A 23930-nucleotide genomic window follows, 5' to 3' on the forward strand; every position below is an offset into this window, starting at 1 on the left:
CGGGGGCCACGCCTTCGTCGTCACCCGGGTCGGCGTCGGGTCAGCCGGCCAGGCCGGGCCCGGTGAACGCGACCGTGTCCACGGTGAACACCCCGGCGGGGCCGTCGAACACCAGGTAGAGCGGCTCGGTGCCGACCGAGGCGGCCAGCGGCGTCGCGGGAAGCTGGACGAACCGGTCCGTCCCGCCGGTGTCCGGCACCTCGATCACCGCCAGGGTCGGCCCGCCGACCTCGTGGTTCTGCACCACCACCCGGCCGCCCGGCCCGCTGGACGACACCCGCAGCGTGATCCCCTCGACCCCGGTCAACTCGGTCGGGTCGATCTTGACGAAGTCGGTCGGGTCCACGTCGCCGATCACCGCGCCGCCGCTGGCCGCCGCGTGCGGCACGACCCGGACGCCGAACGCCTCCCGCACGGACTCCGCCTCCCGCCGCGCCGGCTGGACGACCCGCTGGTCGACGCCGGTCAACCGGGGCGCGCCCGGCGCGCCCGAGTCGGTGTAGGAGGCGCTCACCGTGCCCGCGTCGGTCGCCGAGCCGCCGACCACCAGCGTGCCCGTGCAGCCGGTGGCCCTGGCCTGGGTCTGCCCGTCCGGCGCGGTGTACCGGACGGTCACCCGGGAGCAGTCCACCGTGGCGTCCTCGGGGTCGCTGACGGCCACCTCGAACCGGATCCGGGCGCCGGGCGCGGCGACCCCGCCCTGGGCGGGCGTGACCAGCCGTACGGTCGGCGCGGTGTTGCCGACCGTGACGGTCACCCGGGCGGTGTCGGAGCGCCCGGTCGGGTCGGTGACGGTCAACGTGGCCCGGTACGAGCCGGCCCGCTGGTACCGGTGCGTCACCGCGCCGGACGCCGTCGAGTCCGTCCGGCCGTCGCCGTCGAAGTCCCACGCGTACCGCAGCCGGTCGCCGTCCGGGTCGTACGTGCCGGCGGGGTGGAACGTCACCACCCGCCCGACCGGGCCGGACGGGTCCTCCGCGCGGACCGCCGCCCGGGGCGCGCCCCGGCCGGCGGCGTACTCGACCCGGTACAGCGCCCAGCCGTCGGCGGCGGGACCGTAGTCGTCCCGGTCCAGCACGTACAGCGCGCCGTCCGGGCCGAACTCCAGGTCGACCGGCTGACGCAGGTCGAGGGCCCGGCCGAACGGCCTGGTCTCGCCGTCCCGGATCTCCTTGATCCAGGCCCGGTCCCGCTCGTAGGCGAACGTGCTGCCGTCGTACCGGGCGGGGAACCGGCCCGCCGAACGCGACGCCGGGTCGTACCGGTAGGTGGGGCCGCCCATCGGCGCGGCGCCCCCGTTGCCGAACGGCGGCTGCGACCCGCCGGTGGTGAACGCCGCCTCCGACTCGCCCTGGTACGCGATCCACGCCGGCTGGGCGGGCGGGAGCGCGGTCAGGCCGGTGTTGCGGGGACTGGTGTTGCGCGGCGCGGCGCAGTCGAACGCCGGACCGGACCGGCCGGTGGCGAAGTCGTGGTCCCGGTACGCCTCGTTGCGCCCGACACAGTACGGCCAGCCGTAGTTGCCCGGCCCCTTGACCAGGTTGAACTCGGCCTTCCCGGCCGGCCCCCGCTGCGGGTCGGCCACCGCGGCCCCCGGCGCGTGGTCGCCGAGGTGGACCCAGCCGGTGGCCGGGTCGACGGAGAACCGGCGCGGGTCACGCAGCCCCATCGCGTAGATCTCCGGACGGGTACGGGGGGTGCCGGGGCGGAACAGGTTGCCGGCCGGGATCCGGTAGCCGCCGTTGCCGACCGGCGTGATCCGCAGCAGCTTGCCGCGCAGGTCGGCGGTGTTGGCCGAGGTGCGCTGCGCGTCGTACGTGGGGCTCACGTCGGGGCGCTCGTCCAGCGGCGCGTACCCGCCGGAACGCGACGGGTCGGTGTCGTCGGACGTCGACACCAGCAGGTTGCCCGCCGGGTCGAACCCGAGGTCGCCGCCGGCGTGGCAGCAGTGCCCCCGGTCGGTCGGGACGCGCAGCACCACCTGCTCGCGGGCCAGGTCGAGGGTGCCGTCGCGGCGCAGCGTGAACCGGGAGACCCGGTCGTGGCCCTGGTAGCGGGCCAGGGTGGCCCGGTCGGCGCGGGCCGGCGCGTCCCCGGACGGGGTGCCCAGCCGGGGCGAGTAGTAGACGTAGACCGCCCGGCTGCGCGCGAAGTCGGGGGCGACGGCGAGGGCGTACAACCCGCTGTCGCGGTGGTCGTACACCTTGAGGCGGGCCGCCCGGCTGGTCCGGCCGGCGGGGGTGGTCAGCCGGATCTCGCCGTCCCGGGACGCGTGCAGCACGCCCCGGTCGGGCAGCACGGCGAGCGCGGCCGGCGGACCGCCCGCGTCGGCGCCGTCGGCCAGGGGCACCCGGGCGAACGCGGCGTCCGGGTCGCGCGCGTCACCGGAGCAGTCACCGGCCTCCCAGCCGGCGACGTAGGAGACGCCGCCCAGCAGGTGCGCCCGGAAGTCCTCGTCGGCGTAGCTGCCCACGCTGTGCCCGAGGTTGGTGTACCAGGACCGGCCGCCGTCGACCGCCCGGCACCAGGTGACCGGGTGGTCGCCCATCGGCCCCGCGCCCGGGTCGTAACTGGACTCGTCGAGCGAGGCGAGCACGTGCACGTCGGCGCGCGGGCTGTGGTAGAAGTTCCACCACTCCTCGGCGAAGACCCACTCCCGGGGCAGCGTGCGGGTCGACGGGTGCCGGTCGTCCTCGACCCGGATCACGGCCCGCTGCGTCTCCGGGTGCTCCGGCTGCGCCGGGTGCGAGTGGTAGAAGCTGCCCATCAGGTCGTTGTAGAACCAGGGCCAGTTCGTCTCCATGCCGCCCGGACCGTGCACCCCGGCGTACCCGCCGCCGCCCCGGACGTACCGCTCGAAGGCGGCCTTCTGCGCGTCGTCGAGGACGACGCCGATCGCGTTCAGCCAGACCACCGCGTCGAAGCGGGCCAGGTTGGCGTCGGTGAACGCGTCGGACCGCTGGGTCTCCTCGACCGTGAAGCCGCGCTCCCGGCCCATCTCCTCCAGGGCGGCGATGCCGTACTCGATCGACGCGTGCCGCAGGAACGGCCCGGTCTGGTGGAAGATCAGGATGGACCGGGTGGGCTGGTCGGCCACCGTGGACGTGCCGGTCGGCGTCGGCGCGGCGGGCGCGCCGGCGGCCGGGGGGCCGCCCGCGCCGACGAGCGCCAGGCAGAGCGCTGTCCCGCCGGCCAAGAGTCGCCATCGGGTCCGCCGGCCGGGGCGTGTTCGCGTGGGACCGCTTTCTGCCACGACGTTCTCCTCACTGGACGTGCGATGTGGTCCTTCCTGTCTTAGTCGTGGTGTGGGCGGTTGTCTTATCCGAGAGTGCGGATTTCCGCGGATGGGAATTGCACGGCGGCTGCGCCGGTGGCCGCGGTGGCCGTGACGCCGCGGGCCGCCGGGGTCGGCGGGGCGTCGAGCCGGACCGCGTCCCCGGTCCGCGCGGACGCCAGCATCGCGTCCAGCACCCGCAGGGTGGGCACCTGGTCGGGCAGCCGGCAGGCCGGCTCCAGCGCCGTCCAGCGGCCGTCCAGCACCGCGTCGGCCAGCGCCCCGGCCAGGTGCACGAAGGACGTCTTGAACACCGACACCCGGTTGTGCAGCTCGTCGGGGGAGACCTCCGGCGGACGCACGTCCCGCCGCCCGGCCGACGTGCCGACCCGGAGCTTGCCGTCCAGGCTGAAGTGCGCCTCACCGGCGGTGCCCAGCACGTCCACGTCGAGAATGTTCTCGGTGGCCGCGGCGGCGCTGGCCGACAACGACACGGTCAGCGAGTCGCCGGCCAGCAGGGCGGCGAACGCCGAGTCGGCGGTTACCGTACGGGCCTGGCCGGCCGCGTCCCGCCGGACCGGGACCACCACGTCCTCGCCGCCCAGCACGGACCGCACCGGCACGTCGCCGAGCAGGAAGAACATCAGGTCCACCAGGTGCGAGCCCATCGCCAGCCGCACCCCGCCGCCGCGGTCGGCGTCGAACCGCCAGGAGTGGCCGACGTCGGGGGAGAGCAGCCCGACGCCCTGCTGGTGGATCCGCACCTGGTACGGCCGGCCGAGCTCACCGGAGCGGATCACCTCGCGCAGCGCCCGCAGGTACGGGTTGAACCTGAGCTGGTGGTCCACCAGGACGAGCTGCCCCGGCGCGGTGTCCACCGCGAGCAGCTCGGCCAGCTCCGCCCCGGTGTCCACCGGCGGCTTCTCGATCAGCACGTGCCGCCCGGAGGCGACCGCCGCCAGGTAGTGCTCGCGGTGGAACTCGTTGGGCGAGGCCACGCAGATCACGTCCAGCGTCGGGTCGGCGCACAGCTCCCGGTGGTCGGCGTAGGCCGTCGGGACCCCGGTGGCCGCCGCGACCTCCCGGGCCCGCTCCGGGCCGCTGCCGCTCAGCGCGACCACGGCGGCCCGCCCGGTGGCCGCGAACCCCGGGAGGTACGTCCGGACGCCCACCCCCGTGCCGATCAGACCGACCCGCAGGGTACGGCCGTGCGCGTTGCCCATCTCCCCGCCTCCACTTCGCGGTACGCGACCAGAGAAGCACGGTACGTCAGCGCGGCCCCCGACGCGGCCCCTGCGCCCCGACCTGCCCCGGGACCGGCGTCTCGGTGCGGCCCGGCCCGGGACCGGCGTCTCGGTCCGACCCGCGCCGGGACCGGCGTCAGTACGGGCCGATGAAGCCGGCGGCCAGCTCGTCCTCGTAGACGGCCACCTCGTCGGTCACGCCCAGCACCGCCAGGCAGGCCCGCACGATGTCGCCCGCGTCCGGGTTGAACGCCTGCTCCAACGGCCGGGACACCGGCGACGGGCAGTCCGGCGGGGTGACCCGCCGCACCGGCGCGCGCAGCACCTGCGGCATCCGCTCCGCGACCACCGCGGCGACCTCGGCGCTCACCCCGAACCGGGCCCAGCTCGTGTCGGCGACGACGAGGCGGCCGGTCTTCGCCACCGACGCGCAGATGATCTCCTCGTCGAGGGGGCGGATGGTGCGCAGGTCGACCACCTCGGCGGCGACGCCCCGGGCGGCCAGCGCCTCGGCGGCCCGTTCCGCCTCGCGCACCATCAGCGACGCCGCCACGATCGTCACGTCGTCGCCGGCCCGGACGATCCGGCCCCGACCGATCGGCACCGGCACCGGCTCCTCCGGCACCTCGCCCTCCACCTCGTACAGGCCGCGGTTCTCCAGCACCACCACCGGCGAGTCACCGGTCAACGCGCTGACCATCAGGCCCTTCGCGTCGGCCGGCGACGCCGGGGTGACCACGTGCAGCCCGGGGAAGTGGCCGAAGATCGACTGGAGGCTCTGCGAGTGGGTGGCCCCCTGGCCCCACCCGTGCCCCACGACGCCCCGGAAGACCACCGGCACGCCCTGGTCGCCGCCGTACATGTAACGCCACTTCGCGGCCAGGTTGAAGATCGCGTCCATGGCCAGGAACATGAAGTCGTCGCGGGCGTACACCACGAGCGGGCGCATCCCGCGCGAGGCCGCGCCGACCGCGATGCCGGCGAAGGCGGTCTCGCAGTTCGGCACGTCGATCACGCGGGACGCGCCGAAGCGGCGCATGGTGTCGACGGTGGTGCCGTAGATGCCCTTCCGGTCGTTCACCGCCTGCCCGGCGACGAAGATCCGCGGGTCGGCGGCCATGCACTGGAGGGTCGCCTCGTCGATCGCGCGGTGGTAGGTCAACGTCCGCATGGGACGGCTCCTCTCATCGACCGTGGGGGTCGGGGCGGTCTCATCGGCCGTAGGTGCCGTGGAGCAGGTCCTCGACCCGGGGGAACGGGCTGAGCTTGGCCTTCGCGATCACCTGCCGGATCTCGTCGACGGACTCCTGCGCCCACCGGGCGACGTCCTCGTCGATCGTCGGCAGCTCCGCCCGCAGCGCCGCCGTGGCGCGCTGGATCGGGCAGCGGGCGATCCAGGAGTCCACCTCGGCCTTCGTCCGGTGGTCGACGTCGTAGTCCCAGTGCGGGCCGACGTGCTCCCGCCACCGGTAGGTGCTCAGCTCCAGGAAGGCGGGCCCGTTGCCGGCCCGGGACCAGGCGACCGCCTGCTCGGCGGCGTGGTGCACGGCGGCGACGTCGTTGCCGTCCACCTGCCGGGCGGACACCCCGTACCCGCGCGCCCAGCCGGTGATGGTGGCGCCCTCCGGCTGTCGGGGCCCCATCGGCGAGGACAGCGAGTAGCCGTTGTTCTCGCAGACGAAGACGATCGGGAGGCGCTGCACGGCGGCGAAGTTCATCGCCTCGTGGAAGACGCCCTCCTCGGCGGCGCCGTCACCGAAGAACGTGACCACCACCCGCCGCTCGCCGTTCATCGCGGCGGCCCAGGCCGCGCCGGTGGCCACCGAGATCATCTCGCCGAGGATGGCGGACGAGGCGGCGAAGCCGGCGGCGTTGTCGACCAGGTGCACCGAGCCGCCCCGGCCCCGGCTGCACCCGTCCTCGCGCCCGTACAGCTCGGCCACCATGGCGAACAGGTCGCCGCCCTTGGCGAGGTACTGCGCGTGGCAGCGGTGACTGCTGTAGATCAGGTCCTCGCGTTCCAGCGCCGCGCACACCCCGACGGCGGACGCCTCCTGGCCGATCGAGAAGTGCACCGGGGTGCGCATCTCCTGCTCGTCGCGGTAGACGTCGGCGAGCACCTCCTCGACGTGCCGGATCCGCACCATCTCGCGCAGGAGTTCTCTCGTGTCGACTGTCACGGCTTGACCTCGATTCGGCTCGACCGGGCGGCAGGCAGGGTCGATACGGCGGAACCTGCCGTTCCGCGTTGAACCATATAAATGAAGACCCCTGTCGACAACCCCTACCGGAGCGGGAATCAGGGGCCGGAGGGCACTCCTGCGGTTGACGCCGTACGGGTGCCGAAGAAAGCATTTTTCCGTAGTCCCCGTCCGCTGGCGCAGGCGTACGTTCGGCGTGCGGCACCGACGTCGGAAACCGGGTATGGAAAGGCGCATCATGAAGGTACGGGAACTCGCCGTGGCGGGAGCCTTCGAATTCACCCCCAGTGTCCTGCCCGACAACCGGGGCGTCTTCGCGGAGCTGTCCAGGACCGGCTGGTGGCGCGAGGTGCTGGGCCGGGACATGCCGGTCGCCCAGGTCAACACGACGATCAACCACCGCAACGTGGTACGCGGGGTGCACTTCACCCGGCTCGTCGGCCAGGCGAAATTCGTCTGCTGCGTGTACGGCGCGATGAACGACGTCATCGTCGACACCCGGGTCGGCTCGCCGACCTTCGGCACCTTCGACTGCGTCCGTCTCGATTCGGAGGCGCTGCGTGTCGTGTATCTGCCGGAGGGGGTCGGCCACGGCATCGCCTCGCTCGCAGAGCAGACGACCGCTTTCTATCTCTGTTCGGACACGTACGACCCCGGAAACGAATACGGCATCCATCCTCTCGACCCGGAACTCGGCATCGACTGGCGGGGCATGCTCGACGGCGCCGAGCCGATTCTGTCGGTACGGGACCGGACCGCGCCGACGCTGCGGGCGGTCAGGGAACAGGGCCTGCTGCCGGCGTACGAGGAATGTCTGGAGGTGTACCGGACGGTCGGCGCGGCGGGTCGGCGTCCCGACGCAGCCGGCCCGGCAGGTCGCCCCGCCGCCTGACGCCCAGCTTGCGGTAGACCCGGGTCAGGTGCTGCTCCACGGTGCTCACCGTGACGTGCAGCCGCCGGCTGATCTCCCGGTTGCTGAGCCCTCCGGCGGCCAGCGCCCCCACCCGGCGTTCCGCCGCGCTCAACGCCGCCGCCCGGACCCCCGGCGCGTCCCCCGGCCCGGCGCCCGGCGCGTCCCCCGACCTGCCGCCCGCCCCGCCACCCGGTCCGCCGGTCGGCCCGTCGTCGGGCGCGCCGGGCGGCGTCAGCCCGGCGGCCCGGCGGCGCAGGTCCGCGCGCCCGGCGTGACCGAGATCGTCCAGGATCGCCGCCCGGGCCGCCGGATGCCGGAACCCGCCACCGTGGACCAGCCCCGTCTCGGCGAGCGCCCGCAGGGCGGCGGCCACCGCGTGCCCGTCGAGGCGGGACAGCGCGCCCACCGTCTGCGTCGGCGCGCCGTCCGGTAGGACGGCCAGCGCGCGGGCCACCGCCACCACCTCCGGGTCCGACCGGTGCAGGCAGTGCAGCAGCGCCTGACGGTACGTGGGCAGCGACCCGTCGCCGTCGTCCTGGGCCAGGTCGTCGGCGACGGCGGTGACCAGCGCCGGACTGCCCCCACCGAGCTGGTGGCAGCGGGTGACGAACCGTTCCGCGGTGGGCACGCCCCGGTCGGCGAGCAGCCGCCGCGCCGCGGCCGGTGACAGCGGCGCCAGGCGGAGCTGCGCCAGGTCCGGCCGGCGGCGCAGCTCGGCGTGGAACCGGGGATGCGGGGCGGGGGTGGGGGACCGGTCGGCCAGCACCAGCAGCACGCCGTGCGCGACCGCGCGCCGGGCCAGGAACAGCAGGCACCACGCCGACTCCGGGTCGGTCTCGTGCACGTCGTCCACCAGCACCACCAGGCCGCCCCGTCGGCTCAGGCCGAGCAGCAGCCCACCCAGCTCGTGCAGGACGACCGCGTCGACCCGGGCGTCCGGCGCGACGGAGGCCGCCAGCGCCGCTGCCCGCGCCCGGGCCGGCGCGGGCAGCGGCGCGGCGGCCAGCAGTTGACGGACCACCCCGAGGCGCACCGGGCGCTCCGCCCGGGACGCCGTCGCGGCGAGCAGCACGGCCGGGCCGCCGGGGAGCAACCCGGCCGGGCCGCCGCCGGGGAGCCGCTGACGGGCCGGGTGCGCGGCCGGTCCACCGGCGAGCCGCCGGGCGAACGCGTGCAGCAGGGCGCTCTTGCCGCTGGCCACCGGGCCGCTGACCAGGGCGACGCCGCCGACGCCCCGCCGGACGTCGGCGGCCATCCCGCACAGCCGGGCCAGCTCGCCGTCGCGTTCGAGAAGGTTCACCGCCGGCACCTCCCCGGGACCGGCCCTGGACTAGACGATGTGGACATCCGGGACGTACATGATCCAGCGGCCGCCGTGCTCCCGGAACCCCCGCTCCTTGGCCATGATCTCCTCGGCGTGGTTCCAGGCGAACAGCAGCGCGTAGTCCGGGTACGGCGCGGCGAACTCCTGCGGCGGCCGGACCGGGATGTGCGAGCCCGGCGTCAACCGGCCCTGCTTCTCCGGCGTCGAGTCGTACACCGCGTCGACCAGGTCCGGGCCGATGTCGCAGAAGTTCGCCACGGTCGCGCTCTTGGCGGTCGCGCCGTAGGCGACGATCCGGTGCCCCTTCGACCGCAGGTCACGCAGCAGCGCGGTCAGCTCGTCCCGGGTCCGCAGGATGTGCGAGGCGAACCGTTCGTACGTCACCGCCTCGCCGAGGCCCAGCTCCTGTTCCCGGGCGAGCAGCTCGGCCACCGCGGCGCTGGGCCGGCGGGCCCCGGTGCGCGCGACGGTGAACCGGACCGCGCCGCCGTGCACCGTCAGCCGCTCGGCGTCCACCAGCTCGAACCCGAACCGCTCGGCCATGCTGTGCACCGAGTGGATGGAGAACAGGTAGAAGTGCTCGTCGTAGATCTGGTCGAAGTAGTTGTGCTCGATGATGTCGGCCAGGTAGCGGTCCTCGAACACGAAGATGCCGGTGGGCGCCAGCAGCGCGTCCACGCCCCGGAAGATCGAGTCGATGTACGCGATGTGGCTGATGGTGTTGGCCGAGAAGATCACGTCGGCCGGGCCGTGCGCCGCGCGGATCCGCCGGGCGCTGGCCTCCTCGAAGAACTCCACCTGCACCTGGATGCCCTTGTCCCGGGCGGTCTCCGCGGCGTCCCGGGACGGGTCCACGCCCAGGTGGCGGATCCCCGCGTCGGCGACCGTCTGGAGCATGATGCCGTCGTTGCTGCCGACCTCGACGACGAACGGGTCCGGCCCGGTCAGCTCGCTCTCCAGCAGATGGCGGGCGGTCTGCTCGAAGTGCTTACGCATCAGCGCGGACTCCGACGAGCGGTACGGGTAGTCGACGCGGAACATCGCGTCGCGCGGCACCTCCTCGAGCTGCTGCACCAGCGTGCACGTGGTGCAGAAGCCCACCGCCAGCCGGTAGAACACCTCCGCGCCGCCCCCGTCCGGGTCGACGAACGCGCTGGAGACCGGTTGTCGGCCGAAGTCGAGACACTCTTGCACCTCGCCGTCACAGACGCGGCAACGGTTCACGGTCGGCGGTACACCTTCGCCAGACATGCAGGGCAACCCCTCGTTAACAGTGGCGAGCCGGTGGGCGGCAGGGCCTGACAGCCGCTCGCCGCCCGGTGTCGGAGCACCGGGTCTCGCCGTCGCCGCCCTTCGAGCGAAGCCTGCACGAATTGATGAGGGACTTCATCTCCGAGCGTGCGCGCCCGTTCCGCAATACAGGAGATGCGCAGGTCAGACGCGCGGGCCGACGATGTGGATCGGTCGTCGCCGATGTCGGGGGCGGCCCGAGCCTGCCGGACGCCCGTTTCCACCCCATCCCTGGTAGCGCCGTCGAGCGGAGCCGGAGCCGCGCGACGCCGCCCGTCGAGTCGGAGGACGACGATGATCAACATTTCCCAGCCCGACCTCGGGGCCGAGGAACTCGACGCGGTCCGCGAGGTGTTCGCGAGCAACTGGCTGGGATACGGGCCGCTGACCAGGGCGTTCGAGACGGAGTTCGGCGAGTTCCTGGACGTGCCGGCCGAGCACCTGATCTTCCTCAACTCCGCCACGTCCGGGCTGTTCCTCGCCACCGAGCTGCTCGGCCTCGGGCCGGGCGACGACGTGGTGCTGCCGTCGGTGAGCTTCGTCGCCGCGGCGAACGCCATCGCCGCGACCGGCGCCCGGCCGGTCTTCTGCGACGTCGACCCGCGCACCCTCAACCCGTCCGTGGGCGACGTCGAACGGGCCATCACCCCGCGCACCCGGGCCGTGCTGATCCTGCACTACGGCGGGCAGCCCGGCGACGTCAAGGCCATCGCCGCGCACTGCGCGGCCCGGGGGATCCCGCTGATCGAGGACGTGTCCGTCTCGATCGCCTCGGCGATCGACGACCGGCGGTGCGGCACGTTCGGCGACATCGCCACCTGGAGCTTCGACTCCCGCAAGGTGATCACCACCGGGGACGGCGGCATGCTCTACGTACGCGACGCCGCCCTCAGCCGGCGGGCCAAGCGGATGGCGTACCACGGGGTCGCCGACCGCAGCGCCTTCACCACCGCGTCCCGGGTGGCCCGCCGCTGGTGGGAGCTGGACGTCCAGGAGGTCGGCCGGCGGCTGATCGGCAACGACCTGACCGCCGCGATCGGCCGGGTGCAGCTACGTCGGCTGCCCGCGTTCGTCGAGCGGCGGCGCGTGATCACCGAGATGTACCACAGCCTGCTCGGCGGGATCGAGGGCATCCGGCTGTCCCCGCCGCTGCCGCGCGGCCACGCCACCACCCACTACTTCTACTACGTGCAGCTCGACCCCGGCATCCGCGACCAGGTGGCGGAGGACCTGCTGGCCCGGGGCATCTACACCACCTTCCGGTACGAGCCGCTGCACACCGTGCCGCTGTACCGGGCCGACGGCGTGTTCCCCGGCACGGCCCTGGCCGCCGCCACCACGCTGCTGCTCCCCATCCACCAGGGACTGGACGACACCGACGTGCACACGGTGGCCGAGGAACTGATCAAGGCCGTCGAGCACCGCAGCGCGCCCACACGTCCGTGACCGCCGGAGCCATCCGGCCGTGAGGAGTTCGTTGTCATGAAGGCGCTCGTGCTGTCGGGTGGAACGGGAAGCCGTCTGCGGCCCTTCAGCCACTCGATGCCCAAGCAGTTGATCCCGATCGCCAACAAGCCCGTGCTGGAGCACGTGCTGGGCAACATCCGCGACATCGGCGTCAGCGACATCGGCATCATCGTCGGCGACCGGGCGTCGTCGATCCAGGAGGCCATCGGCGACGGCAGCCGACTCGACGCCCGGATCACCTACCTGCGTCAGGAGACGCCCGGCGGCCTCGGTCACTGTGTCGCGCTGGCCCGGGACTTCCTCGGCGACGACGACTTCGTCATGTACCTCGGCGACAACTTCCTGGCCGACGGGATCGCCCCGGTGGCCCGTACGTTCGTCGAGCGCCGGCCGGCGGCGCACGTCATCGTGCACCGGGTGCCCGACCCGCGCCAGTTCGGCATCGCCGAGCTCGACGACGAGGGCAACGTGCTCCGCCTGGTCGAGAAACCGCGCCAACCCACCAGCGACCTCGCGCTGGTCGGCGTCTACTTCTTCACCCCCGCGATCCACGAGGCGGTGGCCTCGATCCGGCCCAGCGCCCGCGGCGAGCTGGAGATCACCGACGCGATCCAGTGGCTGCACGACGCCGGCGCGCGGGTCACCGCCACCGAGTACGACGGCTACTGGAAGGACGTCGGTCACACCGAGGACGTGCTCGCCTGCAACCGGTACCAGCTCAACGGGTTGCGCCGGACGATCGACGGCTGGGCCGACCCGAGCAGTGAGCTGGTCGGCCAGGTGGAGCTCGGCGTCGGCGCCCGGGTCATCCGGTCCCGCGTCGAGGGGCCGGTCGTCATCGGGCCGGGCACCCTGGTCGAGGACAGCCACGTCGGGCCGAACACCGCCATCGGCGCGGACTGCGTGATCCGGTCGACCCGGCTCGCCGACTCGGTGGTCATGGACCGCGCGGCCATCCTCGACATCCCCGGCCTGCGCGGCTCGCTGATCGGCCGGTCGGCCACCATCCGCCCGCGCGGCACCGAACACCGGCTCGTGGTGGGCGACGACGTCCGCATCGAACTGGCCGCCTGAGCGACCAGGCAGAGAGGGAGAGCGATGTTCGGTGAGGACCTAGCCGAGGTCTACGACATGGTCTACCGGGCGCGCGGCCAGGACTTCGACAAGGAGGCCGCGCTGGTGACGGAGATCGTCCGCAGCCGGCGCCCGGACGCCCGGTCCCTGCTCGACGTGGGCTGCGGCACGGGCGAGCACCTGGTGGCGTTCGCCCGGTCGTTCCCGTCCGTCACGGGCATCGACCTGGCCGCGCCGATGCTCGCCGTGGCGGAACGCAAGCTGCCCCCGGGCACCGTCCGCCGGGCCGACATGCGCGACGTCGACCTCGGCCGGACGTACGACGCGGTCGTCTCGCTGTCGACCGCGGTGGCCTACCTGCCGTCGCTCGCCGACTTCCGGGCCGCCCTGGCGCGGATGGTGGCCCACCTCGCGCCGGCCGGCGTGCTGGTGATCGAGCCGTGGTACTTCCCGGAGAACTACCTCGACGGGTACGTCGCCGGGGACCTCATCCGGCACGACGGGTACACCGTGTCGCGGGTGTCGCACAGCCGGGAGCAGGACGGCGTCACCGTGATCGAGAGCCACTGGGCGGTGGCGAACCGGGACGGGATCCGGCACTTCACCGAGACCCACCTGTTCCAGCTCTGGACCCGGGAGCAGTACGCGTCGGAGTTCGCCCACGCCGGGCTGGCGGCCGAGTATCTGAGCGGCGTCCAGGCCGGCCGTGGCCTGTTTGTCGCCCACCGCCGGGGAGAGCACGCCGCCGCCGGCCCGGTCGGGCACGCCGCCGGGCGGGCGGACGCCGGGACGGGGGAGCGGCGGTGAGCGCCGGCCCGCCGGTCACCGCCGGTCCGTCCGAGGTGCGGTTGCGTCCCCGCGAGGACGCCGACCTGCCCGCCCGGTTCGCCCGTTCCGCGGCCGTCCGCGACACCGGCGCCGGCCTGACCACCGGCCGTTTCCACGACTGGCTCGACGAGCGCCGCCGGGCCGGGCGCTTCTCGGTCACGCCGATCCCGTTCGACCAGCTCGACGGCTGGTCGTTCGCGCCGGACACCGGCAACCTGCGGCACCGCAGCGGCCGGTTCTTCACCGTGGAGGGGCTGCACGTCACGGTGGACAGCGGCCCGTACCGGGACTGGCAGCAACCGATCATCGTGCAACCGGAGGTCGGCATCCTCGGCATCCTCGCCAAGGAGTTCGACGGCGTCCTGCACTTCCTCATGCAGGCGAAGATGGAGCCGGGCAACCCGAACCTGTTGCAGCTCTCCCCGACCGTGCAGGCCACCCGGAGCAACTACACCCGGGTCCACCAGGGCGCCGAGGTGAAGTACCTGGAGTACTTCACCGACCGCAGCCGGGCCCGCGTCCTGGTCGACGTGCTCCAGTCCGAGCACGGCTCGTGGTTCTTCCACAAGGCCAACCGGAACATGATCGTCGAGACCGACCAGCCGGTCCCGCTGGACGACGACTTCTGCTGGCTCACCCTCGGCCAGCTCGGCGAGCTGCTCCGGCTCGACAACGTGGTCAACATGGACTCCCGTACCGTGCTGGCCTGCGCCCCGGCCGGGCATCCCGGGCACGACGGCCTGCTCACCGACACCGAGCTGCTGTCCTGGTTCACCGCCGAGCGGTCCCGGCACGACGTGACCTCCCGCCTGGTGCCGCTCGGCGGCATCCGCGACTGGATCCGCGGCCCGTCCTCCATCGACCACGTCCGCAACTGGTACTTCCGGGTCATGGCGGTGGCGGTGCAGGCCGGCAACCGGGAGGTGCCCGCCTGGACCCAGCCGCTGTTCCAGCCGATCGGCACCGGTGTCGTGGCGCTGGTGCTGCGGCGGTTCGCCGGGGTGCCGCACGTCCTGGTGCACGCCCGGGTCGAGGGCGGCTTCCTCGACACCGTCGAGCTGGGCCCCACCGTGCAGCTCACCCCCGCCCACCACGAACACCTGCGGGGACCGGACCGACCGGCCTTCCTCGACCTCGCCCTGCGCCCCGACCCGACCGCGATCCGGTACGACGCGGTGCACGCCGAGGAGGGCGGCCGGTTCCACCACGCGCAGAGCCGGTACCTGATCGTCGAGGCGGGGCCGGAACAGGCGCCCACCCGACCGCCGGCCGGGTTCGCCTGGGTCACCCCGGCGCAGCTCAACCTCCTCGTCCGCCACGGCCGGTACGTCAACGTGCAGGCCCGAACCCTGCTGTCGATCCTCAACACCCGGGCAGCCGAGCTGCTCTGAAACCCCGTAAGCGTCACACCCCATCCGGAGGCTCAACATGGTTGCGACCCCCCATCCTGACGGGAGGGCGGGACGGCGGGAGTGGCTGGGCCTCGCCGTGCTCGCTCTCCCCACCCTGCTCCTCTCCATCGACCTGAGCGTGCTGTTCCTGGCGTTCCCGGCGTTCAGCGCCGAGCTCGCCGCCACCGGCTCGCAGCAGCTCTGGATCGCCGACATCAGCGGGTTCATGACCGCCGGCTTCCTCATCACCATGGGCAAACTCGGTGACCGGGTCGGCCGGCGCCGACTGCTGCTGACCGGCGCGGGACTCTTCGGCGCGGCCTCGGTGCTCGCCGCGTACTCGACGTCGGCGGGCATGCTCATCGCCGCGCGTACCGGCATGGGCATCGCCGCCGCGACGCTGATGCCGTCGATCCTCGCCCTGATCGGCACCATGTTCCGCGACCCCCGGCAGCGTGGCGTCGCCATCGCCGCCTGGATGAGCTGCTTCATGGCCGGCACGGCGGTGGGCCCGCTGGTCGGCGGCGCGATGCTGGAGTTCTTCTGGTGGGGATCGGTGTTCCTGCTCGGCGTGCCGGTGATGCTCCTGCTGCTCGCCGTGGGGCCGTTCCTGCTGCCCGAGCAGCGGGCCACCGGCGCGCCCGCCCGCCTCGACGTGGTCAGCGTCGCGTTCTCCCTCGCCGCCATCCTGCCCGTCGTGTACGGGGTCACCGAGCTGCCCCGGCACGGACTGCAGATCACCCCGCTGCTGGCCATCGTGGTCGGCGTCGCGTTCGGTGTCGCCTTCGTGCTGCGGCAACGCCGGCTGGCGCACCCGCTGATGAACCTGCGCCTGTTCACCGACCGGACCTTCGCCGGCGCGCTGCTCCTGCTCACCATCGGCCCCGCCGCGATGGGCGGCTTCGGGCTCTACGTCAACCAGTACCTCCAGATGGTCGGGGGACTCTCCCCGATGCAGGCGGGCCTGGCCCTGGTGCCGTCGACGACCGTGACCATCATCGCGGCGATGTCCGCCCCCGGGCTGGCGCAGCGCCTCGGACCGGCGGTCGTCCTGGCCACCGCCGGCGTCAGCATCGCGCTCGGCGGTCTGGTGCTGACCGGGGTGCCGGCGGTCGACGGCCTGCCCGTCCTGGTCGGCGGGTTCATCCTGGTCGGCGCCGGCTTCGGGCCGATCGCCGCGCTCGGCACCGGCCTCGTCGTCGGCGCGGTGCCGCCGCACGAGACCGGCTCGGCGGCGTCGCTGTCGGAGACCGGCAGCCAGTTCGGCATGGCGCTGGGCGTGGCCGTCCTGGGCAGCGTCGGCACCGCCGTCTACCGCGCCCAGGTCGGGGACGCCGTCCCGGCGGCGCTGCCCCCGGCCGCCGCCGACGCCGTCCGCGAATCCTTGGCCGGGGCGCTGGTGGTCGCCGGGCAGCTCCCCGCCGAGATCGTTCCGGCGTTGATCGGGGCCGCCCGGGCCGCGTTCACCAGCGGGATGCACGCGGCCGGCTGGGTCGGCGTCCTGATCGGACTCCTCGCCGCCGTCACGGCCGGGACGACCCTGCGCGCCCGCCGCCGCGCCACCCCCACCCCCGACGGCCCGGAAACCGCCGACGCCAGGGAAACCGCGGACGCCAGGGAAACCGCCGACGCCAGGGAAACCGCGGAGACGAGGGGAACCGCCGGCGGCCCGGAAACCGCCGGCGCCAGGGAGAACACGGGAACCGGCGCGCCCGCGCCGGCCACCCCGGTCGCCCCGGGACAGGGCTGAGGCAGGAGCCCTGCCGGACGCCCCGGGCGTCCGGCAGGGCCCCGTACCGCGACCGCCCCCGACCCTGCCACGGCAGGAACGGGGGCGGTCGCGGTACGGGCAGCAGAGCCGCTCAGGCGGGGAGCATGGTGTTGGCGGCGAGCAGCAGCCGCCAGCGCCCCTGCTCGTAGGTGAACGTCTGCGCGGTGACGAAGTGCTGGTCGAGCCCGATGGCCGGGGCGGTGAACCGGGAGTCCAACACCAGCAGCGCGGTGTCGCAGCCGTCCACGATCCGCTTCTGCTCGGTGAAGACGGACTCGAACTCGAGCTGGAACAGCATGCCCAGGTGCTCGGTGATCGCTTCCCGGTCCTCGTGGTAGGCCCCGCTCGGGTCGATCTCCACGGCGTCCGGCCGGTAGTAGGTCATCAGCTTGTCGAGGTCGCGGGCGTCCCACGCGGCGTCCCGCTGCCGTACCGTGTCGGTGAACCGCTTCGCGCACACCCGGTCGCCGCCGTGACCAGCCGGTTTGCCGTGCGCGGCCACCGGCTCGGAGCGCAGCGGCCCGACCAGCATTCCACCGAGGGCGAGCATCGAAATGGCCGCCGCGACCTTCTTCATGGGGACCTCCCAGTCCTGACCTGACGAACCCGCCCTTGATCGACGGGGCGGGTGCCCCTACTGTGTCACGACGCCCTGATCCACTCTTCTCCGGAAATGCGCTTTCCGGTGCCGGCGACGCCTGCGGAGGAAGAAGGCAATTACGCCGTGGGTGCCGGCCGCCGGGACCCATAGCATGGGAATCATGACGCGGATGCTGGTTACCGGCGGCGCCGGTTTCATCGGGGCGAATTTCGTGCGCAGCACCCTGGCGAGCCGCCCGGAGTACGAGGTGACGGTGCTCGACGCCCTCACCTACGCCGGCGACCGGCGCAGCCTCGACTCGGTCCGGGACGACATCCGCTTCGTGCACGGTGACGTGTGCGACGAGGAGCTGGTGGACCGGCTGGTCCGGGAGAGCGACGTGGTGGTGCACTTCGCCGCCGAATCGCACGTCGACAATTCGTTGCACCACGCCGACCCGTTCATCCGGACCAACATCCTCGGCACGCACAGCATTCTCAAGGCGGTCCGTCGGCACGAGCGCCGACTGCACCACATCTCCACCGACGAGGTCTACGGTGACCTGCCGCTGGACTCCCCGGAGCGGTTCACCGAGGAGACCCCGTACCGGCCGTCCAGCCCGTACGCGGCCAGCAAGGCCAGCTCCGACCTGCTGGTACGCGCCTGGGCCCGCTCGTACGGGGTGGCCGCGACGCTGTCCAACTGCGCCAACAACTACGGGCCGTACCAGCACGTGGAGAAGTTCATCCCCCGGCAGATCGCCGCCGTGCTCAGCGACGAGCGGCCGAAGCTCTACGGCGCCGGGCTGAACGTGCGCGAGTGGACGCACGTCGACGACCACAACACGGCGGTGCACCTGATCGTGGACCGGGGCCGGCTCGGCGAGACGTACCTGATCGGCTCCGGCGACGAGCGCTCCAACCGCGAGGTCGTCGAGCTGCTGCTGCGGAGCATGGGCCTGCCGGCGGACGCGTACGACCTGGTGCCCGACCGCCCCGGCCACGACCTGCGGTACGCGTGCGACTCGACCCGGATCCGGCAGGAGCTGGGCTGGCGTCCGGTCTTCCCGGACCTGACCGCCGGCCTCCCGGCGGTCGTCGACTGGTACCGGGACAACCAGTGGTGGTGGGACGAGCGCCGGCAGCAGAGCGAGGCACGCTACCGGCTGCTCGGCCGCTAGCCCGGCGCCCGGCGGCGCCGGCGGGCCCAGGCGGCCGGACCACGGTCGGGCCCGGCCGTGACGAACGCCGCCGGCCCGGCCGTGACGGGCGGCAGCGACAGGTCGGGCCCGGAAACGACGGACGGCGGCGGGTGGTGCCCGCCGCCGTCCCGTGCCGCCCGCCGCCGTCCCGTGCCGCCCGCCGCCGCGGGCGTCGATCCGGTCAGACCGGTACGCCCACCTCGGCGAGCGCCCGCTTCCACGCCTCCTGGTCGCGCGGGTCCCGGGGCGAGTTCATCTCCGCGAAGCGGACGATGCCGTCCAGGTCGATGACGAAGGTGCCCCGGTTGGCGATACCCATGGCCTCGTTGAACACGCCGTACGACCGGGCCACCTCCCCGTGCGGCCAGAAGTCCGACAGCAGCGGGAAGTCGAAACCCTCCTGCTGCGCCCAGGCCAGGTGGGCCGGCGGCGAGTCCACGCTGACGGTGAGCAGTTGGGCCGCGTCGTTGCGGAACGCGCCCAGGTTGTCCCGCATCCCGCAGAACTCGCCGTGGCACACCCCGGTGAACGACAGCGGGTAGAACACCAGCAGCACCGCCCGCTCGCCCCGGAAGCGCGAGAGCGTGACCTCCTGGTTGTGCTGGTCGCGCAGGGTGAAGTCCGGCGCGGCGACGCCCGTCGCGATTGGCATGTGAGCCTCCTCGAAGTGTCGGCCGGTCGGCCCGGGGACCCTTCCCCACGCCTGGCGTACGGGAAGGGGCCCTTCCCCGCGCTCGTCGATGACGCGGACCGACGCTGGTCCCAACTATCGGCCAGCCCGGCGGGGGCGGGCACCTCTGCACGTGCGCTCCGCCCGCCGTCGCCGGTCACGACGTACCGGGGACGCCCCGGGTCCCGGGTTTACCTGGGCTTCGGGAGGAGAATCGGCCACGAGGGGAGGAACGCCGCAGCACGGACGAACGGAGATCGGTTGATGGGAACGACGCTCCCGGGTGGGCCGGAGACCGGCCCGGCGCCCGCCAGCCTTCGGCTGCCCGGCATCCTGCTGGGAGTGGGGCTGGGCGGGTTCGTCGACGGCATCCTGCTGCACCAGCTCCTCCAGTGGCACCACATGCTCACCAGCACCGACGAGGACAACATCGGCGTCCGGTACTACGACCCGCGCACCGTCGGAGGGCTGGAGATGAACACCCTCTGGGACGGCGTCTTCCACGTGGTGTGCTGGCTCGCCGTGCTGGTCGGCCTGGCGGTGCTGTACTCCCGGGTCACCCACCGCCGCCGCCGGGTGTGGACATCCCGGGTGCTGTGGGGCTGGGTGCTGGTCGGCTGGGGGTCGTTCAACCTGGTCGAAGGCGTGGTCGACCACCATCTGCTCGGCATCCACCACGTCCACGGCGGCCCGTACCAGCTCTGGTGGGACCTCGGCTTCCTCGCCCTGGGCGCGGCGCTGGTCGCCGGTGGCTGGCTGCTCCAGCGCGGCGGCCGGGCCGTCGACCCCGCGAGGCCCGCCGCCGACCAGGCCCGGGAACCCGTCTGATGGACCACCACCATCCGGGGGCGGCGGCCGGCGGTGGCCTGGTGGAGACGCTGCCGCCCGTCCTCGCCCTGCTGGTCTGCGCCGGGCTCTACCTCCACCTGGTCGGCCGGGCCCGACGGCGTAACCCGGCGCAGGGCTGGAACGGTTGGCGGACGGCCAGCTTCGGCCTGGGGCTGCTCCTGCTGGCCGTGGCGTTCCTGCCGCCGCTGGCGTCCCTGGCGCACACCGACTTCCGCGGCCACATGGCGCAACACCTGCTCGTCGGCATGTACGCGCCGCTCGCGCTGGTGCTGGGGGCGCCGGTCACGCTGCTGCTGCGGGCGCTGCCCACCGCCGCGGCCCGGGCGCTGACGGCCGTCCTGCGGGCCCGCGCGGTCCGGCTGGTCACCCATCCGGCGGTCGCGTCGGCGCTCTCCACGGGCAGCCTGGTGGCGCTGTACCTCACCCCGCTCCACCCCGTCGCCACCGGCCACCCGGCCGGGCACTGGCTGCTGCACGGCCACTTCCTGCTGTCGGGTTACCTGTTCGCGTACGTCATCGCCGGCCCGGATCCGGCGCCCGCCCGGCCCGGGGTACGGACCCGGCTGGTGTACCTGGGGCTGGCCATCGTCGGGCACGCGACCGTCTCGCAGCTCATGTACGGCGGCTGGGCGTACGTGCCCGCCCCGGTCGAGCAGGTGCGGGGCGGCGCGGAGCTGATGTACTACGGCGGTGACATCGCCGAGTTGCTCCTCGCCGCCGCCCTGGTGACCACCTGGCGACCGGTGCGCCGCCCTCGCGTCACCCGACTCGTCCCCACCCCGGCCCGGGTCTCGGCCGGGGCGGGGCGAGCCGGTCAGGAGACGAAGACGCAGAACGGGTGACCGGCGGGGTCGGCGTAGACCCGGTACGGCTCGTCGGAGTCGTCCTCGCGGTCGGGCAGCGGCCGGCCGCCGAGCGCCAGCACCCGGGCGTGCTGCCGGCGCAGCTCCTCGACCGACGACACGCTCAGGTCCAGGTGCGCCTGCTGCGGCACCGGGCCGTCCGGCCAGGTCGGCCGGGGCAGCCGCTCGACCCGCTGGAAGGCCAGTTGGGTGACCCCCTCGGGGGTCTGTAGGACCAGCCAGTCCGGCGCGCGTTCGTCGGCCCGGCCGTCCTGCGGTGGCTCGTCGCCGGGCCGGTAGACCAGGCCGAGCAGCGCCCGGTAGAACTCCGCCAGCTCCCTGGCGTCGGTGCAGTCGAGCACCACCTGACACAGCGTCGGCACGTTTTCCCGGTCGACCATGTCGATCACCTCCGGGCCGTCATCCTTCCCGCCGACGCGGGGCGGGAAACGGCCTTCACGCCAGATCGCCGATCCGGGGCTGCCCCGGTCGACCTGACCGCCGTTTCGGCGATACGGCGGCGCGACTGTTCGGATGCCGGGACGGGTGCGCCTAATTCGATGCATATCGATGGTTGGGGGCCTAGGCTGGGTACTGTCCCCAGCGGCCCAGCAGAATCCACCGCGCCCACCACCCGTCCACGCACGGCCGACGACGCGGGGCCGCCCGTCGATTGGAGTCGTCTCATGGCCGGCCTTCCGACCACCGCCGCGCTGACCGCGCTCTCCCTCGCCCTCCTCGCCGCCCCGATCGCGGCGTCGCCCTCGTCCCATGGCCTCGACCGGGACCGGGCCGCCGGCGCCGGGTCGGCCCGACCCGCCGGAGCGCTGGCCGGGGTGCCGGGCGCGCCGCCCGGGGTCTGCCCCACCGGCGCGAGCTATGGGCCGCCGCTGCCGGCGACCTCCGTCACCGCCCCGCGGATCCGGGGCGGATTCGCGTTCCTCGAAGGGCCGGTCTGGGTGGCCGACCGGGGTTACCTGCTCTTCTCCGACATGGCCCCGGGCGTCTGGCCGGACAACGTCCAGCCGTCGACGATCCGCCGGTACACCCCGTCGTCGTCCACCTTCGACACGTTCGTCGCCAGCGGCGGCAGCAACGGGTTGGCGCTCAGCCCCGACGGCCAGCAGGTCATCGCCGCCACCCACGACCAGCGCAGCGTCTCGTCGTACCGGATCAGTGACCTGACCCGTGGCGTGGTCGCCGCGAACTACCAGGGCCGGGCGTTCAACTCGCCGAACGACGTGGCGGTCCGCTCCGACGGCGTCGTCTACTTCACCGACCCGAACTTCCAGCGGGGCAACCGCCCCGACCAGATGAACGGGCGGACCAGCGTCTTCCGCGTCGCGGGCGGCCAGGTCCACCTGGTCGACGACACGCTGCGGCAGCCCAACGGCATCTCGCTCGCCCCGGACGGCGCGACGCTCTACGTGGCCGCCTACTCCGAGAACAGGATCTACAGGTACGTCGTCCAGGCCGACGGCAGCACCGGCGCGCGCAGCGTCTTCGTCAACTACATCGGCGGGCCGGACGGCGGCACGATCGACTGCGCGGGGAACGTGTACTGGACGTCCGGGTTCGACGGGTTGGTCCATGTCTACTCGCCGGCCGGGGTCGAGCTCGGCACGATCCGGTCCGGCGGCACCGGCACCACCAACGTGGCGTTCGGCGGCGCGGACCGGCGGACCCTCTTCGTCACCTCGGGCCCGCGTAACGACTCCGGTCTGTACGGCGTGCGGCTGAACGTGCCGGGCTACCCGTACTGATCGTCCGGGCGGGCCGGCGCGCCGGCCCGCCTACCAATCCATCATGGACTCGACACAGAGCGTAGTGGGGGGAGTTGCCTGTTACCCCCGTTTTCGTCTTCTAAACATTGGATCATTGCTTGATTGTTTCCGCAGGCAGGTGTTAGCGTCGGCGAAGTTAATTGACGTATGGCAATGAATGCTTCGCGCTCGGCAATTTCTGCCCGCCCTGGGGGAGGCGGCTGTGGTCCGGGGGACGCCGGCTTCCGGCACGTCCCCCGCGCCGGAGTGCCCGGTGGCAGGTCATTGCCCGTGGGGGGGCAGAATGGACGCTCGACAGTTCCAGGCATTCCTGACGACAGCGGATTTCGGCAGCTTCACGAGAGCGGCGGCGCGCCTGGGGGTGACCCAGCCGACCATCACCAACCGGATAAAGGCGCTGGAACAGGCGTTCGGCACGATGCTGCTGGAACGGTTGCCGGGCGGGGTCCGCCCGACCCGGAGCGGACAGGCCGTGCTGCCGTACGCCCGCGAGATCGTCCGGCTCACGTCCGAGGCGCAGCAGGTGTTGACCTCGTCCGGCGAGCCATGTGGACAGCTGGACGTGGGGTCGCTGGAGAGCCTGACCAACCACCGTCTGCTGCCGCTGATCGAGTACCTCCACATCCGCTATCCCGGCATCGACCTCTCGCTGCACGCCGCCGACCCCCGGGACGCGGTGCACCAGGTCCGGAGCGGGCAGTTGGACTGCGCCTTCCTGATCGGCGCGGCCCAGCACCACGAGGAGCTGGAGTTCTGCGTGCTGTGCCCGGAGCCGTTGGCGCTGGTGACGGGAACCCGTCCGGCGTCGACCAGGGCCGGCGGGGCCGGGGGCGTCGAGGAGTCCCTCACCACGATCTTCTTCTGCTCCGACGTGGACACGAGCTACTGCGAACAGGTCGCCGGCGCCACCCGGCGCCGCCGCACGCTGAAGTTGAACTCGATCGAAGCCGCCAAGCACAGCGCGGCCAACGGGATCGGCGTCGCGTTGCTGCCCGAGGTCGCGGTGACCCGGGAGCTGGCCGACGGCACCCTGCGAAAACTGGACTGGCAGCCCTCGGTGCCGACGTACACGCAGGCGGTCTGGCGGCGCAGCCGGGTCGCTCGTCCGGCGCTGGACGTGGTGCTGGCGGCGGCGGAGAAGGTCGTCCGGGAGGACTGACCCGCCGATCCCCCGGGACCCCGATCCACCGCCGCCGGCCGAGCCCGCCGGGACGCCACGCGCCGCGC

The 23930-nt window shown here is 73.3% G+C and carries 20 protein-coding genes; 11 read left to right on the forward strand and 9 right to left on the reverse strand.

Annotated elements, in window-relative coordinates; all coding sequences use genetic code 11:
* Positions 1 to 40: 40 nt before the first annotated feature.
* From O7606_RS21180 to O7606_RS21195, 4 genes are all read right to left on the reverse strand, one after another.
* Positions 41 to 3196 carry a ThuA domain-containing protein gene (locus O7606_RS21180; RefSeq protein WP_281595770.1) on the reverse strand — a complete coding sequence of 1052 codons (3156 nt, stop codon included), beginning with the start codon at positions 3194 to 3196 and terminating at the stop codon, positions 41 to 43.
* A 122-nt stretch (positions 3197 to 3318) separates the two neighbouring features.
* A complete protein-coding gene (locus O7606_RS21185) occupies positions 3319 to 4497 on the reverse strand; it encodes a Gfo/Idh/MocA family oxidoreductase (protein WP_281595771.1) in 1179 nt (392 codons plus the stop codon).
* Between the two features lie 157 nt (positions 4498 to 4654).
* Positions 4655 to 5689 carry a transketolase C-terminal domain-containing protein gene (locus tag O7606_RS21190; RefSeq protein ID WP_281595772.1) on the reverse strand — a complete coding sequence of 345 codons (1035 nt, stop codon included), beginning with the start codon at positions 5687 to 5689 and terminating at the stop codon, positions 4655 to 4657.
* A gap of 40 nt (positions 5690 to 5729) precedes the next feature.
* Positions 5730 to 6698 carry a thiamine pyrophosphate-dependent dehydrogenase E1 component subunit alpha gene (locus O7606_RS21195; RefSeq protein ID WP_281595773.1) on the reverse strand — a complete coding sequence of 323 codons (969 nt, stop codon included), beginning with the start codon at positions 6696 to 6698 and terminating at the stop codon, positions 5730 to 5732.
* A 259-nt stretch (positions 6699 to 6957) separates the two neighbouring features.
* On the opposite strand from O7606_RS21195, the gene rfbC reads away from it, so the two are divergent.
* Complete coding sequence (gene rfbC, locus O7606_RS21200; protein WP_281595774.1) at positions 6958 to 7611, forward strand: dTDP-4-dehydrorhamnose 3,5-epimerase; 654 nt, start codon at positions 6958 to 6960, stop codon at positions 7609 to 7611.
* Here rfbC and O7606_RS21205 read toward each other — a convergent pair.
* A complete protein-coding gene (locus O7606_RS21205) occupies positions 7496 to 8932 on the reverse strand; it encodes a LuxR family transcriptional regulator (RefSeq protein WP_281595775.1) in 1437 nt (478 codons plus the stop codon). The two genes, rfbC and O7606_RS21205, sit on opposite strands and share 116 nt — an antisense overlap.
* 30 nt (positions 8933 to 8962) lie before the next feature.
* On the reverse strand, positions 8963 to 10207 hold the full coding sequence (locus O7606_RS21210) for a class I SAM-dependent methyltransferase (RefSeq protein WP_281595776.1): 1245 nt from the start codon (positions 10205 to 10207) through the stop codon (positions 8963 to 8965).
* 333 nt (positions 10208 to 10540) lie between these two features.
* On the opposite strand from O7606_RS21210, the gene O7606_RS21215 reads away from it, so the two are divergent.
* The 5 genes from O7606_RS21215 to O7606_RS21235 are packed head-to-tail and all read left to right on the forward strand — an operon-like array spanning position 10541 to position 16756.
* A complete protein-coding gene (locus O7606_RS21215; RefSeq protein ID WP_281595777.1) occupies positions 10541 to 11692 on the forward strand; it encodes a DegT/DnrJ/EryC1/StrS family aminotransferase in 1152 nt (383 codons plus the stop codon).
* 36 nt (positions 11693 to 11728) lie between these two features.
* Positions 11729 to 12787 carry a glucose-1-phosphate thymidylyltransferase gene (locus O7606_RS21220; RefSeq protein WP_281595778.1) on the forward strand — a complete coding sequence of 353 codons (1059 nt, stop codon included), beginning with the start codon at positions 11729 to 11731 and terminating at the stop codon, positions 12785 to 12787.
* Positions 12788 to 12811: 24 nt separating this feature from the next.
* The gene (locus O7606_RS21225; RefSeq protein ID WP_281595779.1) at positions 12812 to 13594 is read left to right on the forward strand and encodes a class I SAM-dependent methyltransferase; all 783 of its coding nucleotides are present in this window, start codon (positions 12812 to 12814) and stop codon (positions 13592 to 13594) included.
* A complete protein-coding gene (locus tag O7606_RS21230; protein WP_281595780.1) occupies positions 13591 to 15006 on the forward strand; it encodes an NDP-hexose 2,3-dehydratase family protein in 1416 nt (471 codons plus the stop codon). The genes O7606_RS21225 and O7606_RS21230 overlap by 4 nt, the downstream gene beginning before the upstream one ends.
* A 37-nt stretch (positions 15007 to 15043) precedes the next feature.
* Positions 15044 to 16756 carry an MFS transporter gene (locus O7606_RS21235; RefSeq protein WP_281595781.1) on the forward strand — a complete coding sequence of 571 codons (1713 nt, stop codon included), beginning with the start codon at positions 15044 to 15046 and terminating at the stop codon, positions 16754 to 16756.
* Between the two features lie 112 nt (positions 16757 to 16868).
* Here the strand turns inward: O7606_RS21235 and O7606_RS21240 are convergent, their stop codons facing one another.
* Entirely contained in the window at positions 16869 to 17354 is a 486-nt protein-coding gene (locus O7606_RS21240; protein ID WP_281595782.1) for a nuclear transport factor 2 family protein, read from the reverse strand.
* Between the two features lie 184 nt (positions 17355 to 17538).
* Between O7606_RS21240 and rfbB the strand changes: the two genes are divergently transcribed.
* Positions 17539 to 18537 (forward strand): dTDP-glucose 4,6-dehydratase, encoded by a 999-nt coding sequence (gene rfbB / locus O7606_RS21245; protein WP_281595783.1) that lies wholly within the window; start codon positions 17539 to 17541, stop codon positions 18535 to 18537.
* 202 nt (positions 18538 to 18739) lie between these two features.
* Here rfbB and O7606_RS21250 read toward each other — a convergent pair whose 3' ends face one another.
* Positions 18740 to 19210, reverse strand: a complete 471-nt coding sequence (locus O7606_RS21250) for a peroxiredoxin (RefSeq protein WP_281595784.1) — start codon at positions 19208 to 19210, stop codon at positions 18740 to 18742.
* Between the two features lie 282 nt (positions 19211 to 19492).
* On the opposite strand from O7606_RS21250, the gene O7606_RS21255 reads away from it, so the two are divergent.
* Complete coding sequence (locus O7606_RS21255) at positions 19493 to 20056, forward strand: DUF2243 domain-containing protein (protein WP_281595785.1); 564 nt, start codon at positions 19493 to 19495, stop codon at positions 20054 to 20056.
* Positions 20056 to 20919: a cytochrome c oxidase assembly protein gene (locus tag O7606_RS21260; protein WP_281595786.1), complete on the forward strand. Its 864-nt coding sequence runs from the start codon at positions 20056 to 20058 to the stop codon at positions 20917 to 20919. The genes O7606_RS21255 and O7606_RS21260 overlap by 1 nt, the downstream gene beginning before the upstream one ends.
* Here O7606_RS21260 and O7606_RS21265 read toward each other — a convergent pair.
* Positions 20892 to 21320: a VOC family protein gene (locus tag O7606_RS21265; protein WP_281595787.1), complete on the reverse strand. Its 429-nt coding sequence runs from the start codon at positions 21318 to 21320 to the stop codon at positions 20892 to 20894. The two genes, O7606_RS21260 and O7606_RS21265, sit on opposite strands and share 28 nt — an antisense overlap.
* Positions 21321 to 21605: 285 nt before the next feature.
* Here O7606_RS21265 and O7606_RS21270 point away from each other — a divergent pair, with 285 nt between their 5' ends.
* Together O7606_RS21270 and O7606_RS21275 are read left to right on the forward strand one after the other, a co-directional pair.
* On the forward strand, positions 21606 to 22682 hold the full coding sequence (locus O7606_RS21270; RefSeq protein WP_281595788.1) for an SMP-30/gluconolactonase/LRE family protein: 1077 nt from the start codon (positions 21606 to 21608) through the stop codon (positions 22680 to 22682).
* 304 nt (positions 22683 to 22986) lie between these two features.
* Positions 22987 to 23862 (forward strand): LysR family transcriptional regulator, encoded by an 876-nt coding sequence (locus O7606_RS21275; protein WP_281595789.1) that lies wholly within the window; start codon positions 22987 to 22989, stop codon positions 23860 to 23862.
* The last annotated feature ends 68 nt before the right edge of the window (positions 23863 to 23930 follow it).

The sequence above is a fragment of the Micromonospora sp. WMMD882 genome, assembly GCF_027497255.1.
GTDB lineage: Bacteria > Actinomycetota > Actinomycetes > Mycobacteriales > Micromonosporaceae > Micromonospora.

Bases quoted from the DNA above. Each gene is read 5' to 3' on its own strand.
- O7606_RS21185 (WP_281595771.1), bottom strand. From the start codon at position 4,497: ATGGGCAACGCGCACGGCCGTACCCTGCGGGTCGGTCTGATCGGCACG.
- O7606_RS21190 (WP_281595772.1), bottom strand. From the start codon at position 5,689: ATGCGGACGTTGACCTACCACCGCGCGATCGACGAGGCGACCCTCCAG.
- rfbC (WP_281595774.1), top strand. From the start codon at position 6,958: ATGAAGGTACGGGAACTCGCCGTGGCGGGAGCCTTCGAATTCACCCCC.
- O7606_RS21210 (WP_281595776.1), bottom strand. From the start codon at position 10,207: ATGTCTGGCGAAGGTGTACCGCCGACCGTGAACCGTTGCCGCGTCTGT.
- O7606_RS21215 (WP_281595777.1), top strand. From the start codon at position 10,541: ATGATCAACATTTCCCAGCCCGACCTCGGGGCCGAGGAACTCGACGCG.
- O7606_RS21220 (WP_281595778.1), top strand. From the start codon at position 11,729: ATGAAGGCGCTCGTGCTGTCGGGTGGAACGGGAAGCCGTCTGCGGCCC.
- O7606_RS21225 (WP_281595779.1), top strand. From the start codon at position 12,812: ATGTTCGGTGAGGACCTAGCCGAGGTCTACGACATGGTCTACCGGGCG.
- O7606_RS21235 (WP_281595781.1), top strand. From the start codon at position 15,044: ATGGTTGCGACCCCCCATCCTGACGGGAGGGCGGGACGGCGGGAGTGG.
- O7606_RS21240 (WP_281595782.1), bottom strand. From the start codon at position 17,354: ATGAAGAAGGTCGCGGCGGCCATTTCGATGCTCGCCCTCGGTGGAATG.
- rfbB (WP_281595783.1), top strand. From the start codon at position 17,539: ATGACGCGGATGCTGGTTACCGGCGGCGCCGGTTTCATCGGGGCGAAT.
- O7606_RS21250 (WP_281595784.1), bottom strand. From the start codon at position 19,210: ATGCCAATCGCGACGGGCGTCGCCGCGCCGGACTTCACCCTGCGCGAC.
- O7606_RS21255 (WP_281595785.1), top strand. From the start codon at position 19,493: ATGGGAACGACGCTCCCGGGTGGGCCGGAGACCGGCCCGGCGCCCGCC.
- O7606_RS21260 (WP_281595786.1), top strand. From the start codon at position 20,056: ATGGACCACCACCATCCGGGGGCGGCGGCCGGCGGTGGCCTGGTGGAG.
- O7606_RS21265 (WP_281595787.1), bottom strand. From the start codon at position 21,320: ATGGTCGACCGGGAAAACGTGCCGACGCTGTGTCAGGTGGTGCTCGAC.
- O7606_RS21270 (WP_281595788.1), top strand. From the start codon at position 21,606: ATGGCCGGCCTTCCGACCACCGCCGCGCTGACCGCGCTCTCCCTCGCC.
- O7606_RS21275 (WP_281595789.1), top strand. From the start codon at position 22,987: ATGGACGCTCGACAGTTCCAGGCATTCCTGACGACAGCGGATTTCGGC.